The sequence below is a fragment of the Fredinandcohnia onubensis genome, assembly GCF_002734215.1.
GTDB lineage: Bacteria > Bacillota > Bacilli > Bacillales > Bacillaceae_L > Ferdinandcohnia > Ferdinandcohnia onubensis.
This window is the reverse complement of the sequence record NZ_NSEB01000002.1, coordinates 100,225-116,844: the sequence shown is the minus strand read 5'-3', so window position 1 is coordinate 116,844 and position 16,620 is coordinate 100,225. Positions and strand designations below refer to the sequence as shown.

14 protein-coding genes and 1 pseudogene are annotated in these 16,620 nt (G+C 37.7%); 4 read left to right on the top strand and 11 right to left on the bottom strand.

Annotated features, from left to right (window positions below; translation table 11 throughout):
* Positions 1 to 19: 19 nt before the first annotated feature.
* Positions 20 to 973: pseudogene (ftsZ, locus tag CKK03_RS01035) on the bottom strand (cell division protein FtsZ); the annotation flags it as partial.
* 195 nt (positions 974 to 1,168) lie between these two features.
* Here ftsZ and CKK03_RS01030 point away from each other — a divergent pair.
* Entirely contained in the window at positions 1,169 to 2,161 is a 993-nt protein-coding gene (locus CKK03_RS01030; protein WP_099360780.1) for a LysM peptidoglycan-binding domain-containing protein, read from the top strand.
* 48 nt (positions 2,162 to 2,209) lie between these two features.
* Here the strand turns inward: CKK03_RS01030 and CKK03_RS01025 are convergent, their stop codons facing one another.
* The 6 genes from CKK03_RS01025 to CKK03_RS01000 all read right to left on the bottom strand — a co-directional run bounded on the left by CKK03_RS01025 (position 2,210) and on the right by CKK03_RS01000 (position 8,814).
* Positions 2,210 to 2,917 carry a GntR family transcriptional regulator gene (locus tag CKK03_RS01025; RefSeq protein WP_180271106.1) on the bottom strand — a complete coding sequence of 236 codons (708 nt, stop codon included), beginning with the start codon at positions 2,915 to 2,917 and terminating at the stop codon, positions 2,210 to 2,212.
* A 165-nt stretch (positions 2,918 to 3,082) separates the two neighbouring features.
* A complete protein-coding gene (locus tag CKK03_RS01020) occupies positions 3,083 to 4,132 on the bottom strand; it encodes a lactonase family protein (protein WP_099360778.1) in 1,050 nt (349 codons plus the stop codon).
* Positions 4,133 to 4,201: 69 nt separating this feature from the next.
* Positions 4,202 to 5,050, bottom strand: coding sequence for a BglG family transcription antiterminator LicT (gene licT, locus CKK03_RS01015; protein WP_099360777.1), 849 nt, complete (start codon positions 5,048 to 5,050; stop codon positions 4,202 to 4,204).
* A gap of 51 nt (positions 5,051 to 5,101) precedes the next feature.
* Positions 5,102 to 5,965, bottom strand: coding sequence for a Cof-type HAD-IIB family hydrolase (locus CKK03_RS01010; protein WP_099360776.1), 864 nt, complete (start codon positions 5,963 to 5,965; stop codon positions 5,102 to 5,104).
* Between the two features lie 199 nt (positions 5,966 to 6,164).
* The gene (gene brnQ, locus CKK03_RS01005) at positions 6,165 to 7,508 is read right to left on the bottom strand and encodes a branched-chain amino acid transport system II carrier protein (RefSeq protein WP_099360775.1); all 1,344 of its coding nucleotides are present in this window, start codon (positions 7,506 to 7,508) and stop codon (positions 6,165 to 6,167) included.
* Between the two features lie 640 nt (positions 7,509 to 8,148).
* Positions 8,149 to 8,814 (bottom strand): phosphatase PAP2 family protein, encoded by a 666-nt coding sequence (locus CKK03_RS01000; protein ID WP_180271105.1) that lies wholly within the window; start codon positions 8,812 to 8,814, stop codon positions 8,149 to 8,151.
* A gap of 139 nt (positions 8,815 to 8,953) precedes the next feature.
* On the opposite strand from CKK03_RS01000, the gene CKK03_RS00995 reads away from it, so the two are divergent.
* The gene (locus CKK03_RS00995) at positions 8,954 to 9,655 is read left to right on the top strand and encodes a metallophosphoesterase family protein (protein ID WP_099360774.1); all 702 of its coding nucleotides are present in this window, start codon (positions 8,954 to 8,956) and stop codon (positions 9,653 to 9,655) included.
* A 39-nt stretch (positions 9,656 to 9,694) separates the two neighbouring features.
* On the opposite strand, the gene CKK03_RS00990 is transcribed toward CKK03_RS00995, so the two are convergent.
* A complete protein-coding gene (locus CKK03_RS00990; RefSeq protein WP_099360773.1) occupies positions 9,695 to 10,582 on the bottom strand; it encodes a LysR family transcriptional regulator in 888 nt (295 codons plus the stop codon).
* A 119-nt stretch (positions 10,583 to 10,701) separates the two neighbouring features.
* Here CKK03_RS00990 and CKK03_RS00985 point away from each other — a divergent pair, with 119 nt between their 5' ends.
* Together CKK03_RS00985 and CKK03_RS00980 are read left to right on the top strand one after the other, a co-directional pair.
* Positions 10,702 to 11,892, top strand: a complete 1,191-nt coding sequence (locus CKK03_RS00985) for a coenzyme F420-0:L-glutamate ligase (protein ID WP_099360772.1) — start codon at positions 10,702 to 10,704, stop codon at positions 11,890 to 11,892.
* A gap of 179 nt (positions 11,893 to 12,071) precedes the next feature.
* Positions 12,072 to 12,932, top strand: a complete 861-nt coding sequence (locus CKK03_RS00980) for a mechanosensitive ion channel family protein (RefSeq protein WP_099360771.1) — start codon at positions 12,072 to 12,074, stop codon at positions 12,930 to 12,932.
* 39 nt (positions 12,933 to 12,971) lie between these two features.
* Here the strand turns inward: CKK03_RS00980 and CKK03_RS00975 are convergent, their stop codons facing one another.
* From CKK03_RS00975 to CKK03_RS00965, 3 genes are all read right to left on the bottom strand, one after another.
* The gene (locus tag CKK03_RS00975; RefSeq protein WP_099360770.1) at positions 12,972 to 14,240 is read right to left on the bottom strand and encodes a cytosine deaminase; all 1,269 of its coding nucleotides are present in this window, start codon (positions 14,238 to 14,240) and stop codon (positions 12,972 to 12,974) included.
* Complete coding sequence (gene codB, locus CKK03_RS00970; RefSeq protein ID WP_099360769.1) at positions 14,230 to 15,489, bottom strand: cytosine permease; 1,260 nt, start codon at positions 15,487 to 15,489, stop codon at positions 14,230 to 14,232. The genes CKK03_RS00975 and codB overlap by 11 nt, the downstream gene beginning before the upstream one ends.
* A 327-nt stretch (positions 15,490 to 15,816) precedes the next feature.
* Complete coding sequence (locus CKK03_RS00965) at positions 15,817 to 16,554, bottom strand: SDR family NAD(P)-dependent oxidoreductase (protein WP_099360768.1); 738 nt, start codon at positions 16,552 to 16,554, stop codon at positions 15,817 to 15,819.
* Between the last annotated feature and the right edge of the window lie 66 nt (positions 16,555 to 16,620).

The following is a 16,620-nucleotide window of genomic DNA, read 5'->3' as shown; positions in this document are numbered from 1 at the left end:
GGGGTGCCTCTTCTCTTTAATTTTCAGTAAATCCTGTCGCAATGACCGTCACGATAATTTCATCTTTCAAATTGTCATTAATGACTGATCCAAAGATCATGTTTAAATCTTCATGTGTTGCTGATGAAATCACGTCGGCCGCTTCTTGTATTTCGAATAGGCTTAAATTTCTTCCGCCTGTAATATTTAAAATGACACCACGTGCTCCGCTTATAGATGTCTCAAGAAGTGGACTATTGATTGCTTTATTAGCCGCTTCAACTGCACGTCCGTCCCCTTTTGCCATACCGATTCCCATCAAAGCTGTTCCTCTGTGTGACATGACTGTTTTTACATCCGCGAAATCCAGATTAATTAAACCTGGGACCGCAATTAAATCGGAAATCCCTTGTACCCCTCGAAGTAGAACATTGTCTGCTTCGCGGAAGGCTTCAATCATCGGTGTACGCTTATCGACAATCTCCAATAATTTCTCATTGGGAATGATAATTAAGGTGTCAACCGCTTCCTTCATTGCATCGATTCCTGCATCTGCATTAACAGCACGCTTACGACCTTCAAATCGGAATGGTCTTGTTACAACACCTATTGTTAATGAGCCTAGCTTCTTAGCAATTCTTGCAATTTCTGGTGCTGCTCCAGTACCAGTACCACCGCCCATTCCAGCGGTGACAAAGACCATGTCCGCTCCTCTTAAAGCGTCCTCAATCTCTTTCTTGCTTTCTTCAACGGCTCTCATCCCTATTTCGGGATTGGCACCCGCACCAAGCCCCCGCGTTAAAGACGCACCAATTTGAATGGTGATTTCTGCTTTTGATTGATTAAGTGCTTGTCCATCTGTGTTTACTGCTATGAATTCAACACCTTCTACCCCTGCTTCAATCATTCGATTCACGGCATTATTTCCACCACCGCCAACACCTATTACTTTTATTCTTGCAAATTGATCTATGTATGGTTCAAACTCTAGCATGACTTTTTCCTCCTTGCCGCCCGTTGCCTTCTTCCTAAGTGAAGACGGTTTTATACTATATACTTCGTAGTACTACTTCGCTTTCTGTCACTAATTTCCTCTAAAATTGAAAAGAACCTACACTAAATACCTAAAAAGCATAATATTAGATTTCTTTTACAAACTAATACTAACATGTTATGAAAGGAACGAGCCATGATAAACAGGATAGCATTTGTAATTGGAGTTTTTTTCTTAATCTTTATCGCTTTCCTCCCTACAGATGTAGGAGCAAATAGTACTGAAAATATATATGTCGTCCAAGCTGGTGATACTTTACCTGGGATTGCAAAAAAATTTGAAATCTCTGTAGAAGAATTAAAAATCACCAATGGGATTCAATCAGATTTATTTGTTGTCGGACAGAAGCTATGGGTACCCATTTCCTATGAGGTTGTAGCTGGAGATTCCTTGCAGAAGCTTTCTTCAAAATTTCATACATCCCCTGAGCAGATTAAAACGACAAACAAGCTTACAACTGAAAAAGTCGTTCCAGGACAGATTCTCAAAATTGCCCCGAGAAGGATGAATATGCAAGGGGAACACATTTTAATGACAAAAGAGGAATTTAAAGATTGGCTCTTCAATCAGAAGATTAAACGAAAAATAAGTCTTATCCAGCAGCATCATACATGGGTCCCAGACTATAGTCGGTTTAATGGCTCCAACCATTTTGGGCTGTTAACCGGTATGGAAAATTATCATAAGAATCATATGGGCTGGAAGCATATCGCCCAAAATATTACGACTTTTCCAGATGGGAAGGTTGCTGTCTCAAGGCCACTACATATTGTCCCAGAAGGCACAATTGGTAGTAAGGCTAACTCTGTCGGTATTGCAATTGAACACCTTGGAAATTTTGATATTGGCCATGATGGGATGACGAAAGAACAAAGCGACACAATTATTTATGTCAATGCTGCCCTTAGCCTTAAATTTGGATTAACTCCTTCCGTTGACAGTATTACCTACCATCATTGGTGGGATCTGCGAAACGGCGAAAGAGTGCTGGATAAAGGGCCTGACTATAATGTTAAAACCTGTCCAGGAACTGGATTTTTTGGCGGCAACTCTACAACAAGCGCCAGAAAATATTTTTATCCCTTGATAACACGCAAAATGGAAGAGCTTCGAAAAGAAATGGATTAAGACAAACCCACTCTACCTTACGGCTGAGTGGGTTTTTAGCTAATGAAATTAAATCAACATACTTTCTTTCTTAAAATAGTCAGGTTGTTCCTTCTTAAATTCATACAAATGAGCTATACCTTTTGTAATATGCTCATTTACAACCTCTTCTGCCGCTACAACATCCTTACATTTAAGAGCATTAAAAATAGCTCTATGTTCATCCAAAACAGTCTCCCAATCCGCAGCCTTTGTTGTGATAAGTCGAAGCATTCGAACCCTCTTATACTGCCCGTTCATTTGGTCGATTCCTTTCCAAATACGGTCCATCCCTAACCCTTTATAAATGAGTTCATGAAATTCATCATCATAAGCTAAAAAGTCTTTTTCGTTTTCTTCCCGTAAGGCAATTTCCTGCATAGTTAAGCATTTTTCTAATTTATATAATGAGTCAGGAGTTAGTTTTTCCGTCGCTTCTCGAATCACAGCAAGCTCCACAGCTTTCCTCATAAATCGCGATTCCTCAATATGTTTCGGATCGATTAAAGATACAAAAGTCCCAATCTGTGGCTTTATTTCTATTAATCCTTCCTTTGCAAGTTGCATCAGAGCTTCCCTAATCGGTGTTCTGCTAACACTTAGCTGAGACCCAATCTCAGATTCTGAAATTGGAGAACCCGGACATAACGAAAAATCTATAATTTTTTCATTTAGATAGGAGTAGACATATTCTCTTCTTGTACCGCCATCACTTCGTCTAACTTGATTATATTTCATAACCCAAAACTCCCTTAAACAAATATCATCCGTAAGCATTTACTTTCACCTGGACAATATAAACTATTATTCTATTATAATCATTTTATACTAAAACGCTTACATAGGATAGTATGAATTACAAAAAAAGGAACCTGGTACTTTTTCCAGGCCCTCTTCTATATTTTAACTATGTAAAAATTTCACGCAGACTGGGTATGGTACAGTGATATCTGAATCAATTAGTGTTAATTTTCCCGTTTGTTCGTCCCTCGCATATAACACAAGGTTACTTGATTCCTGGTTGGAGCCCACGATGAATTTTTCTGTTGGATCAAATACAAAGTCACGTGGCCAATCCCCTTTTGACGATGCCATTTCTACTAATGTTAACTCCCCTGTTGCCTCATTCACTTGGAAAACAGCAATACTGTTATGCCCACGGTTAGCCGCATATACGAACTTCCCATCCTTTGAAATATATATAGCACTACCTTGACTGTTTTCAGTAAAGTCCTCAGGAATGGTTGAAATATATTGAACTTCCGTAAAGCTTCCATTACTGCTGTCATAGGCTAAAACAACCACTTCATTGCTTATCTCTGTCATCAGATATGCATGTTTCCCATTAGGATGAAAAGCAATATGTCTTGGCCCGCTTCCTGGTCGAACCGATAAACTACTTACTTCTTGTAATGACCCATTCTCTACTGCATAAGTGATGAGCTTATCAATGCCTAAATCAACTGCCACCACATATCTTTCATCTGGAGTAAATCCTGAAAAATGGGTATGAGGCTTTTCTTGTCGTTCATGTGGCCCCTTACCTTGATGCGCAGCAACCGATTGGGAAGATTCAATTCCTCCTGTTTGACTGTTAACTGAATACAGTTCGATTGTGCCTTTATGATAGTTAGCCGTTAAAACTTGGTTATTTGCATGGTTTACACTGACATGACAAGGTGATGCCCCTTCAGAAACATAATGGTTTACTCGCTTTAAATCACCTGTTTGGCTATCGATTTCATAAGCAGCAACTCCACCCGATTCTCCATCTTTTATAACCGAATAAAGAAAACGATTATCCTGGCTCACTGTTACATATGTAGGATTTCCTAATGTTGCCGCAAGCTTTATATCCTCTATTTTTTGTTCGTCTGTATCTAAAGTAAACGTATAGACTCCTTTGCTGTCCCCTTTTGTATAAGTACCAACATATCCGATAAACTTGCCCATTGTTGAACCCCTTTCATCATTTATTAATTTGCGTTTCATGCGGTAGTAATTCTCTTACAATCTACATGATCACAGATTTTTATGTCGATTTGTGACTCGATGAATATGTACGGTCAAATAAACTTCTTCTTCCTTGGAAATCTTCCAACCAAACTCTGTCTTTAAAAACTTTGAAACTTTCTTCGTACATTTATAAGCATCTGAATATTTAAGTTTGATCTGCTTATGGAAAAAATCTTCAATGGAATCAGATAATTTTTCCTTGCGCATATACCTCATTCCAAAGAAGCGAAGATGGGTTACAAATCGTTCATAGTTCAGAGAAGTCTCATCAAGCTCCATATCAAAGTGATCTTTCACTATGTTTAGTATATCATTTACCATCTGTGCAATTTGAACGGCTGCTCCCATATTATCTCCTGAGAGTTGCCCATTTACCAAATGTAGAGCAATTGACGCAGCCTCGTCTTCATCAAGTTTAATACCCGTCTCTTTTTCAATAATATCCAAGGCTTTTAGTGCAATTTGGAATTCGGGTCTATAATATTTTCGAATTTCCCATAATAGGGCATTTTTCAATTGAATCCCTTGGTTATGCCTACTAATGGCGAAACTAAGGTGATCTGTTAAAGCCACATATAGGTAATCATCTAGTTTATTAGGTAATTGAGTTTTAGCATATTCTAAAATTTTGGAGGAAATGCTTAAATACAGCTCTGATGTATCTTCGAGTAACTTGGCAAGCTTTTCGGTTATCCCATGCTTTTGCAAGATAAATGTTTTCTCAATTTTCGAAGCATTAATAGTATCTCCAGACTTACGTTGAAAAGCCAAGCCCTTGCCCATGACCACTATTTCTTGATCGAGTTCATTTCTACACATCACAACATTGTTATTTAAAACCTTTTCGATTTTCATGCATCCACCCCGTCCCTAAATAGATTCCCTACTTAATGCTTGTAGATTTTATTAATAATGCTCTTTTAGCATCTCTTCTATTGCGAAAGCTACCCCATCTTCTTCATTTGTTTTTGTATGGTATTTACAGATGCCTAGTATTTCTTTATCAGCATTCCCCATGGCAACACCACGGCCAGCCATTTCGAGCATACTTTTATCGTTTAGGTTATCTCCCATCGACATGACATCCTTCATTTCAATCCCCATGCTTTTAGCTAATTCTGCTAGGGCTAAGCCCTTGATAGCTTCTGGGTGGTTAAACTCTAGATTTAAGTAACCAGAAGAAGTGATTACCACTCCAGTCTCATCTTTTAGCTCATTATACACCTGCTGATGTCTTTCCTCATCGTCTGCAAAGCTTAAAAGTTTATAAATTTTCAGATCATCAATGGCCTCTAATTGTTCATAACTCTCGATAAACTGAACACTTTCATCTTGGAAACGCTGTTCAATTTTTTGATTAATTTCTTCATCTGTAAAATTTGGATTGACTGTTTTCCACCATCTAGTCATCCGATCAATAAAGCTATCTCTTCCAAAAGAAAACAAGCCCTTGTTGGTAAAGAACTCCGTATACATTTCACCATTATGACATGCTGTGTATACCTTTTTACAAACCAATTTATCCATTGGAATATCACGTAAAACGTTCCCGTTTATATCAAAAGAACTAGCGCCGTTCAAAGTAATAATTGGACAAGTAATTCCTACTTCTTTAATGGGCATATTTGCAGCATCATAAGACCTTCCTGTTACAACAACAAATTTTATCCCTTTATCCATTGCCTTTTGAATCGCGCGTACATTTGCCTCACTTACTTTATGATTATTGTTTAATAGAGTCCCATCTAAATCTGAAGCAATCAGTTTCATCCCAAATCCCTCTTTCGTATAAAATGAAAAAACCTAAATAAACTGTCTCCTAAAACAGAAACACCTTACTTAGGTTTTGCCTGCTTTACCAGTAACAATCCTACTTTCTATTATAACAAGATATATATTTAACACAAAGCTAACGCTACTTACATAAAAAAGGCTACTTACAACTTTATGTTATAAGTAGCTTTTCGTCTTATTCTTTAATTGGCTCTGGGTTAAGAGCACCATGTTTAATGATACTAATTAAATAGCCAATTACACCACCGATTATTGCTGGTACAATCCAGCCTAATCCAACTGAGTATAATGGAAGAACTGATGCTAACAGGTCATTTAAAGCAGCAATTTTTACACCTGCTGCATTTAATCCATCATTAACACTTAGGATCAATGTAACTAAAATACTTACCTGGTATACTTCCTTACGTCCCTTGAATAGTGGGTGTAAGAAAGTCAATGCCATTAAGCAAATCGCTAATGGATATAGAGCTACTAAAACTGGTATAGAAAAACTGATAATCGTATTTAAACCAAAGTTTGAAATCACCGCACTAAATACTGTAAAGACAACAGCCCACTTCTTATAAGAAAGTGCAGGAATTAATTTTGAGAAATAAGACGCACAAGATGTAATAAGTCCAATACTTGTTGTTAAACAAGCTGCGATAACAATCACTGCAAGAATAACTTTACCATACCAACCAAAGAAGTGTAGCGAAGCAGCAGATAGGATTGATCCACCATTATCTAAGAATCCAAGACCTTCTACACTTGTTGCACCTAAGAATGCTAGTGAAGAATAGATAACTGCTAGTAAAACCCCTGCTACTAATGCAACTTTACCTGTTGAGATCATGATTTGTTTTTTAGAAGTTGCTCCACGTTGCTTCATGATGTTAATAATGATAATTCCAAATACAAACGCTGCAAGTGCATCCATTGTGTTATAACCTTCTTGGAAACCTTTAAAGAAGCTATTTGACATATAAGTTTCTGTAGGCTCTTGAATTGCACCAATCGGATTTACGAATGCCGCTATAATAAGAATAGCAATTACAATTAATAATATCGGTGTTAACATTTTCCCAACAATATCAACAATCTTACTAGACTTTAAAGAAAAGAATAATGTTACCCCAAAGAACACAATTGTAAATAGGAATAACGGGAGATAGCTCGTTTGATTTTCTAAGAATGGAACGATCCCAATTTCATAAGCAACTGTATTCGTTCTTGGAATTGCAAAAAAAGGACCGATTGTTAAATATAATGCAACAGTAAAGAAAATACCATATATAGGATTAACTCGTCCTGCTAAAGACTCCAAATCACTTTTACCTGAGAATGCTAATGCTAGTATACAAAGAACAGGTAACCCTACTCCTGTAATAATGAAACCAAGATTCGCTGTAAAAACATTGTCTCCAGCTAACTGACCTAATTGTACCGGGAAGATTAAATTCCCTGCTCCAAAGAATAATGCAAACAACATAAAACCAACTGCAATTACATTGCTAAATGAATCTCTCGATGACATATCTATTCCTCCTAAAACACTCTAGACACCTAATTCTCCGAATACATCTAGAGCATAAAAAATTATACTAGTAAACTCACTTGCTTACAAACATCAACTTGATAGGAACTAATATATCACACAAAATATCCAAAAGCAACACTTTTCAGAAAATAAAATTATATCAAAATACTTTTAATAATAAATGTAAGTACTGTTATTTAGTTCCATTGATGGCCTTAATCTATCTCTTGATCCCCATACATATTCTTATACTTTTGACTTGAAGAAGAACCTCAAAAGAAATGGATGAAACTATTATTTGTAAATATGGCTCATTTCATAACGATGCATATCCTTGTTTATCAGAAAAGAATCTTATACATATTAGTAAGCCTGACAACCCAACGCAAAAAAAGGAACCATTTAATTCCGCTGAATTAAATGGTCCCTTTTTAATAATACACTTTAAAATAAAGCAATTTAACGTGTTACCCCACTACAGTATCGGCCCCACCTTCGCCAAATACCATGATGACCACACATGTCATCCACCTGACTTCATTATAATTGACAGCGCTTTCATTTTCAATTAAAACCTTTCCCTAAGATTCGACAATTGAAAAATGTAGGGAATGGTTAGAATCATCTTCATCCGGTATCAACCCGTTTGGAGTCTCGTGTGTTTGTGGGCTTGTCTATCTTTGAACCACTGAAAAGTCCATATTGAAAATCCAAGCCAAGTAGCACTTGCTAAATATCCGCCTATTATATCGGTTGGATAATGAACTCCTAAATAAATTCTGCTGATTCCAATCCCTACTATCATAATTCCACTAAATAAGAGTAGCACTGTTCTCCCCCACACTACTGGAATATGTCGCCATAATAAGAATGTGAAGATACCGTAAAACGTGAAAGCAGTCATCGCATGACCACTCGGAAAGCTATAACCCGAAATTTCAACTAATCTGTGGAATTCTGGTCTTGCCCTTTCAAATAGTCCTTTTAGTAACATGTTCAAAATTGGCGAACCGACCATCACTCCTATAAACAAGACCAACTCATGACGATGCTTTAGTACTTTATAGAGGAAATACAAAATAATAAGGGATAAAACAATGACGACTGGTGCAGATCCGATAAACGAAAGGAACTTCATCATCAAGGTAAGTCCCGCTGATTCCATCCCCTGAACCAAATCTATCACATGACTATCAAAATAAATCACATCATGGACATGAACAAAATAGGCCAGAATCCCAAACACAATAATTGATGAAAGACAAAAAACAACAGCAACTGATAAAGGTTTTCTTATGTTCATTAGCTCCACACTCTTTCTTCTTTGATCGCTCTTAGTATTTTTTCACCTAAAAAAATGTATGCGAAATGGGTATTCCTCACTAAGACGTAGGGTGTGCTAAAATAGAAGAACCTATTATTGTAAAAAGGTTGTGTGTTGAGTGAGACGAATGCTTGCGATAAGTGATATTCATGGTGATTTAGATAAATTTGAACGGCTTTTGGAACTTGTAAACTACAATGATCAGGAAGACCAACTTTTGTTGTTGGGAGACTATGTTGATCGAGGACCACACTCAAGGGCTGTTTTAGATAGAGTAATTGAATTACGCGAAAAAGGAGCAATCGCTTTGATTGGCAATCATGAAAAGATGATGATGGAAGCCTTCCGCGCTGATTCAATGAGTGTCAAACGATGGTTTTACAATGGCGGGATTAAAACATTACAAAACTATGGCTATTACATTGAAAAGGATGATGCAAAATATTGGTACACGACGGAGGAAATGCCTAATCTTCTTCAAATAAACAAAGAAATATACCCACATTTAGAAATTTTAAAGGAATTTCCATACTACTATGAAACAGAAACTCATATTTTTGTTCATGCAGGGGTTCATCCTGAAACACCATTAGAATCAACTGACCCCCATTTATTAGTCTGGATTCGCGAGGAATTTCACAATGGCTACACGGGACATAAGACCGTTGTTTTTGGTCATACACCAACCAAATATCTACATAAGAGTAATGAAGTTTATTTCGGAAAAAATAACATTATCGGTATTGATGGCGGCTGTGCATATGGAGGAAGACTCTACTGTCTCGATGCTACCAATTCGCAGATTTACTATGTGGACTAGGTAGAGTAGGGACGGTTCTTTGGGAACCATCCCTTATCATCACCCGTCACTTTTAATAATTTCAACAAATTTTGTAGATGCTGGTGATAATGGAACATTTTTAACGTAACAGATTCCAATGCTCCGTTTTGGGATCTGTTCTGTAAGCTTTACCTCATGTAAGATGCCACTTTTTAAATATTCCTGCGAAAATTCTCTCGTGACACAGGCAATACCTAGATTTATTTTAGCAAACTCCAATAATAAATCATGGGAACCCAGTTCAAACTCGGGTGATATCCTTAATCCCTTTGACAATAAATATTCCTCGACATATTTCCGCGAAATGGATTTTGGCTCTAAAAATATTAATGGATATTCTACCAAATCGGAGACGTTTACTGCCTTATGTAGAAGCTCTTTATAATTTTTCCCGCACACAAAAATATCATGAATATCCATACATGGTATTTGCGCAAGGGTAGGGTCATTAACTGGAAAGTTACAAATGGCTAGGTCAACTTCACCTAACTTCAATAAAGAAATAAGCTCCTGGGTTGTCCCATTTTCTATTTTAAACTTTATATTGGGATACTCCGTATGGAAGGTTTCCAAAAATGCGAGTAAAAAGTATTTCGATATTGTATCACCTACCCCTATTCTTAGTTCCCCTTTTGTTAGGTTCTTAAATTCCAAAATCATTTCCTCACCAACATTGATGAGATTCATTGCCGAATGGACATATTCATATAAAAGCTTTCCCTCGTCAGTCAAAGAAACCCCTTTAGGTGTGCGATTAAACAGTCTTATATCTAATTCTCTTTCTAGCTGCATCATCGCTTGACTAACTGCAGGCTGTGTCATAAACAGGTCCTTGGCAGCTTTGGAAAAACTCCCATTCTTAGCAACTACACTAAAAACCTTATATAAATCTAATTTACCTACCATATTAATACTCCTTATACCCATTATTAGATATATTAATTTTACTTATATCACATGATAGATGTATAGTACTAGTAGATAATATTTACATAAAAACTAATCAGCATGTAGGAGTGATTGTTTTGGAAAGAGTAGTTGGAACAGTTGTAAGGGGTTTACGTGGCCCAATCATCAATACAGGTGACAGCATCGAGCAAATCGTTGTTAATACTGTATTAACCGCTTCTGAGGTGGAAGGCTTTACGATTCAAGATAAAGATATCATTACGATTACAGAATCTATTGTCGCACGTGCTCAAGGAAACTATGCGACAATCGACCATATTGCAAAGGATGTACAATCAAAATTTGGTGATGACACAATCGGTGTTATTTTTCCAATCCTAAGCCGTAACCGTTTTGCAATCAATCTTCGCGGAATTGCAAAAGGCGCAAAGAAAATCGTCCTTATGTTAAGCTATCCATCTGATGAAGTAGGTAACCACCTAGTGGATCTTGATTTACTTGATGAAAAAGGCGTAAATCCTTGGACGGATGTGTTAACAGAGCAACAGTTCCGTGAACTATTCGGACATAATAAACACACTTTTACAGGTGTAGATTACATTGATTATTATAAATCGTTGGTTGAGGAATATGGCGTTGAATGTGAAGTCATCTTCTCAAATAACCCAAGAACGATTCTAGACTATACAAAGAGCGTGCTAACTTGTGACATTCACACAAGATTCCGTACAAAGAAAATTTTAAAGGCAAACGGCGGAGAAAAGATTTATAGCCTTGATAATATTCTTTCAGAATCAATCGATGGTAGTGGCTATAACGAAAACTATGGTTTACTTGGTTCTAACAAAGCAACGGAGGAAAGCGTGAAGCTCTTCCCTCGTAATTGCCAACCGGTTGTAGATCAGATCCAGGAAGTTCTTAAAGAGAAAACTGGTAAAACGGTAGAGGTTATGATTTACGGTGACGGTGCATTTAAAGACCCTGTCGGAAAGATTTGGGAGCTTGCTGACCCAGTTGTTTCACCTGCCTTCACAGCTGGCCTTGAAGGTACACCAAATGAGGTTAAATTAAAATATCTTGCTGATAATAATTTTGCTGACTTAAAAGGTGAAGAACTTAAAAAAGCAATTTCTGAGTTTATTAAAAATAAAGAAGGCGACCTTGTCGGACAAATGGAAGCTCAAGGTACAACCCCTAGAAGACTAACGGACCTGATTGGCTCTCTATCTGATTTAACTTCAGGAAGCGGAGACAAAGGTACCCCGTTCATCTATATCCAAGGTTACTTTGATAACTATACGAAATAAACAATACCAAATCCCCTGTAATCAAACAGGGGATTTTTTTCTACGTAGACATGTTTCCTTTTTGCGATTTGTGGTATTCTCTTACTAAACAAAAATAAGTACCATGGGGACGGTTCTCCTGGTTCGAAAACCCAAGAGAACCGTCCCTGTGGTTCATGACACAAGGAAGGATGATATTTTTGTTTGATTTTCTCGATATCAATTGGGAGGCTCTACTCCTGAATACCGGAATCATCATTTTAAAACTAATCGGGGTCTTTATCGCATTTTTCATTGTTAAAAAGATTGGAAACAAAGTGATTGACCGAACTTTTACAAAGTTACAGGATAAACAAAACATTACCATAGGACGGGCTCATACGCTTCAAAGACTAATGGAAAACATTCTTTCATATGCATTAATCTTTATGTTAGTTGCATCCATTTTTGGCATTTTTAATATTCCTGTTGCAAGTCTGATTGCCGGTGCTGGAATTGTTGGACTAGCGGTCGGTTTTGGTGCACAAGGACTCGTAAGTGACGTTGTGACAGGCTTTTTCTTATTATTAGAAAAGCAAATTGATGTTAACGACTATGTCACCATCGGAGCTATTGATGGCGTTGTAGAGGCAGTGGGTTTACGAACCACTCAAATTCGCGGTTTTGATGGAACCTTACATTATATTCCGAATCGCGACATTACAAGTGTAAGTAACCATTCCCGCGGAAATATGCGTGCTCTTGTAGATATTGGGATTGCCTATGGGGAAGACATTGATAAAGCGATAACCGTGATGCAAGAAGTATGTGACCAGGTTGCTGCCGAGAATCCAGTTATTGTTGAAGGACCAAATGTCATTGGGGTTCAAGCACTTGGAGCATCAGATGTCGTTTTACGTGTTATTGCCAAAACAGAAAATGGTGAACACTGGGGCGTTGAGCGTCAGCTTCGAAAAGCTTTTAAAGATGCCTTTGATAAAAACGGGATTGAAATACCATTTCCTCATCAAGTCACCATTCATAAAAATGACGAGAATCCGCAAAGAATGGGACAAGCATAATGTAAAAAGGGGCATCCAGATGAGGATGCCCCTTCTCTATTATCGATTAAAATTAACTGCTTCTGTCTGATCCAATGTAATCATTGTTTCACTTGGCTTTGTTTCTGCAATGATTTTTCCATTTCTAAATGAGTAGCGAACTTTCGCTTGTTTACGGATTGTTTCATATTCATTTTCTGCTGACATGACAATGAAGTTTGCCGGCTTTCCTTCTTCAATTCCGTAGCGATCTTCAATGTGCAGTGTCTTAGCACTGTTTGTCGTAATTAAATCAATGGAATTCACAATTTGCTCATAGCCCATCAATTGTGAAGCGTGGATTCCCATATGAAGAACCTGTAGCATATTGCCCGTTCCTAGTGGATACCATGGGTCAAAAATATCATCATGGCCAAAGCTTACGTTTAGTCCCGCTTCTAGTAATTCTTTAACACGAGTAAGACCTCTACGTTTTGGATACGTATCAAATCTACCTTGTAAGTGAATATTCACAAGTGGATTTGACACAAAGTTAATATTTGAAAGCTTAAGTAAACGGAAAAGCTTGTACGTATACGCATCATTGTATGAACCCATCGCTGTAGTGTGGCTTGCTGTTGTACGAGTACCAAGTCCGCGCTCATAGGCTTCCTTTGCTACAACCTCAACAAATCTTGATTGTTCATCATCAATTTCGTCACAATGAATATCAACTAATCGATCATATTTTTCAGCTAAATCAAAAGCAATTTTCATTGAATTTACACCATATTCACGGGTAAATTCAAAGTGAGGGATACCGCCAACGACGTCCGCACCCATCTTTACTGCTTCTTCAAGCAATTCTACTCCATTTGGGTAAGATAAAATTCCTTCCTGAGGAAAAGCTACTAGTTGAATATCTACGTAATCCTTCAATTCCTCTTTTACCTCAAGCATTGCTTTTAATGCTGTTAGACTTGGGTCTGTAACATCGACATGCGTACGAACATGCCCAATCCCCTGAGCAATTTGCCATTTTAGTGCTGTTTTCGAACGTGTTTTTACATCTTCAAGGGTTAAGGTTTCTTTACGCTGTGACCAGCGCTGAATCCCCTCAAATAAAGTACCGCTTTGATTCCACTCCGGTTCGCCTGCCGTTAATGTTGTATCTAAATGGATATGTGGCTCAATGAAAGGTGGCAAAACGAGTGAGCCACCTACATCAATTACTTCCTCATTTGCCTCTAATTCACTCAGTTCTTGCGTAATTTTTTCAAACTGGCCTTCTTTGATCACGAGATGCCAGAGACCTTCTTTTCCTCGTAAGGTTGCATTTTTAATAATCAACTGAAATCACCTTTGCTTCTTTAAGTTTTTTTGCTTCCGCTAGTTTCATGAATACGAAGTAAATAACTGCTGTTCCTAGTAGTGCATTTAGTGGTGTAATCCCAGGTGCTACTTGCGCAAAGGCTACACCTACGCCCCATGCCGCAATTGAAACCCAGTTTACTGATTTAAAAGTCATCTCATCAAAAGCTTTATATTCTCTGTGCTTAACAAAGAAGTAGTCTGTAATGATGATGGCACCGATAGAAGGGATCGCAGCACCAAGAAGTGTTAGGAATCCTACAAAGTTGTTGTACATCCACATTGCTAGTATAGTTCCAACTAGTCCATTTACCACTACAAATACTTTTTTAGGAATCTTCGTGATGTTTGCAAATCCTAAACCTGAAGCATACAGTGCATTGTCATTAGTTGTCCAAATATTTAACCCGAGTACAATAATAGCCGGAATCATTAATCCTTGTAGAAACATTACTTCAGAAATATCTGCTAAGCCATAAGACATCGATCCGATTGCTCCGAAAAAGAACATTAAAGAGTTTCCTAAGAAAAAGGCAATCACTGTTGCAATTACTGCTGAGCGTGATGTTTTGGCAAAACGTGCAAAGTCTGGTGTTAACGTTCCTGCGCTAATAAATGACCCGATGCAAATCGTAAGTGCTGCTGAAAGTGTGATGGATACGGTTGGTTTGTACTCCATTAGAGCCCCTATTCCACCTAATGACTCGGTTGCCTCAACTGCTGAGTAGCTACCGAGAATCGCAATTGCTGGTACTGCTACAAATCCTAAAATAACCAGTGCTTTCATTCCAAAAATTGAAGTTGCTGTCATTGCAAGCCCAAAGATGAATATTAAGGCGTACACATTCCAGTCCATTGCATTTGCAACTGGAACCGCGAACATCGCTACACCAACTCCGAACCAACCAACTTGGGTAAATCCTAGTAAAAAGGATGGTAGATACGATCCCTTATCACCAAATGCATACTTTGCCAAAAGGTGTGTCGATAATCCTGTCTTCGATGCGATATAAGCTAGGGTTCCTGTAAAAATTCCTAGCGCTAAATTCCCTGCTAACACAATTATGATAAACTCTGAAAAAGTTAAGCCCATCCCAATTTCCCCACCAGCCAGCATACTTGCTGAGAAAAACGTAAGGCCTAGCATTACCGATAATGTCTTCCAAAAACCGTTTCGATTAGATTGTGGCACTGCTTGCCATGAGAACTCTGAATCCATTTTTTTCATAAATGATTCCTCCTGTATGATCATTTCTGATACCAGAAGCAAGCAGAAAAAAAAAGAGGCTAATTACCAGGTATCCTGACAATTAGCCTCTTCATCTATTAAAAGAGCACAGGGAAAGTTTATACACGTTTCCCCACGTCTTTTAATAAAATCCCGCCGTCCTTGTCAGCCTCTCTGGACTGAATTAAAGGTACCAGTTATTAAATTAATGTTATTATTGCACAAAAATCTCCATATCGTCAACAACTATATTTAAAATGTTAGACTAGAATACTATTTCCCCGAAAATATAAAAGCCCATCACCAGTAGGGTGATGAGCAATTTTATTATTGAGCTGTATAGCCACCGTCAACGATTAAACTGTTTCCTGTCATGAATGAAGAATCATCACTAGCAAGGAATAATACAGCTTTAGCCATTTCTTCTCCTTGTCCAAGGCGCTTCATTGGAGTCATACTACGTAACACTTCTTTGCTTTCTTCAGGAATAATTGGAGTATCAATGAAACCTGGGCAAAGAGCATTTACACGAATATTTTGTTCAGCATATTCAAGTGCTAATGAGCGAGTTAAGTTCACTACGCCACCTTTTGCTGCGTTATAGGCTGCTGAACCTGGTGATCCCACCCAACCATACATAGATGCAGTGTTTACGATTACTCCACCATCTGCTTTTAAGAATTCACGGATCGCTTCACGTGCTACTAAGAAAACACCATCTAAGTCAACATTAACCGTATTTCTCCACTCAGAATATTCTAATTCATGTGATGGTTGAACTCGTCCAATACCAGCATTATTGAAAACAATATCCACTTTACCGAATGCTTCAATTGTTTGTTTATAGATATTTGCTACTTCTTCTTCACTTGTAATGTTTGCTTTTACAAATAAAGCTTCCGCGTTTAGCGCTTTCAATTCTTCCTCAAATGCTTTTCCCTTTTCTTCATTTAAATCAACAAGGACAACCTTTGCTCCTTCTTCAACAAATAAACGAGCTGTTGCCGCTCCAATTCCTGAAGCTCCCCCAGTAATGATAGCTACTTTATCTTGTAATTTTCCCATTATAAAGTCCCCCTTATTGTATAATATGGATAGTATTACCCTATAGTAGAGTAATATTTACTCCAA

Bases quoted from the DNA above. Each gene is read 5' to 3' on its own strand.
- CKK03_RS01030 (WP_099360780.1), top strand. From the start codon at position 1,169: ATGATAAACAGGATAGCATTTGTAATTGGAGTTTTTTTCTTAATCTTT.
- CKK03_RS01025 (WP_180271106.1), bottom strand. From the start codon at position 2,917: ATGAAATATAATCAAGTTAGACGAAGTGATGGCGGTACAAGAAGAGAA.
- CKK03_RS01020 (WP_099360778.1), bottom strand. From the start codon at position 4,132: ATGGGCAAGTTTATCGGATATGTTGGTACTTATACAAAAGGGGACAGC.
- licT (WP_099360777.1), bottom strand. From the start codon at position 5,050: ATGAAAATCGAAAAGGTTTTAAATAACAATGTTGTGATGTGTAGAAAT.
- CKK03_RS01010 (WP_099360776.1), bottom strand. From the start codon at position 5,965: ATGAAACTGATTGCTTCAGATTTAGATGGGACTCTATTAAACAATAAT.
- brnQ (WP_099360775.1), bottom strand. From the start codon at position 7,508: ATGTCATCGAGAGATTCATTTAGCAATGTAATTGCAGTTGGTTTTATG.
- CKK03_RS01000 (WP_180271105.1), bottom strand. From the start codon at position 8,814: ATGAACATAAGAAAACCTTTATCAGTTGCTGTTGTTTTTTGTCTTTCA.
- CKK03_RS00990 (WP_099360773.1), bottom strand. From the start codon at position 10,582: ATGGTAGGTAAATTAGATTTATATAAGGTTTTTAGTGTAGTTGCTAAG.
- codB (WP_099360769.1), bottom strand. From the start codon at position 15,489: ATGAAAAAAATGGATTCAGAGTTCTCATGGCAAGCAGTGCCACAATCT.
- CKK03_RS00965 (WP_099360768.1), bottom strand. From the start codon at position 16,554: ATGGGAAAATTACAAGATAAAGTAGCTATCATTACTGGGGGAGCTTCA.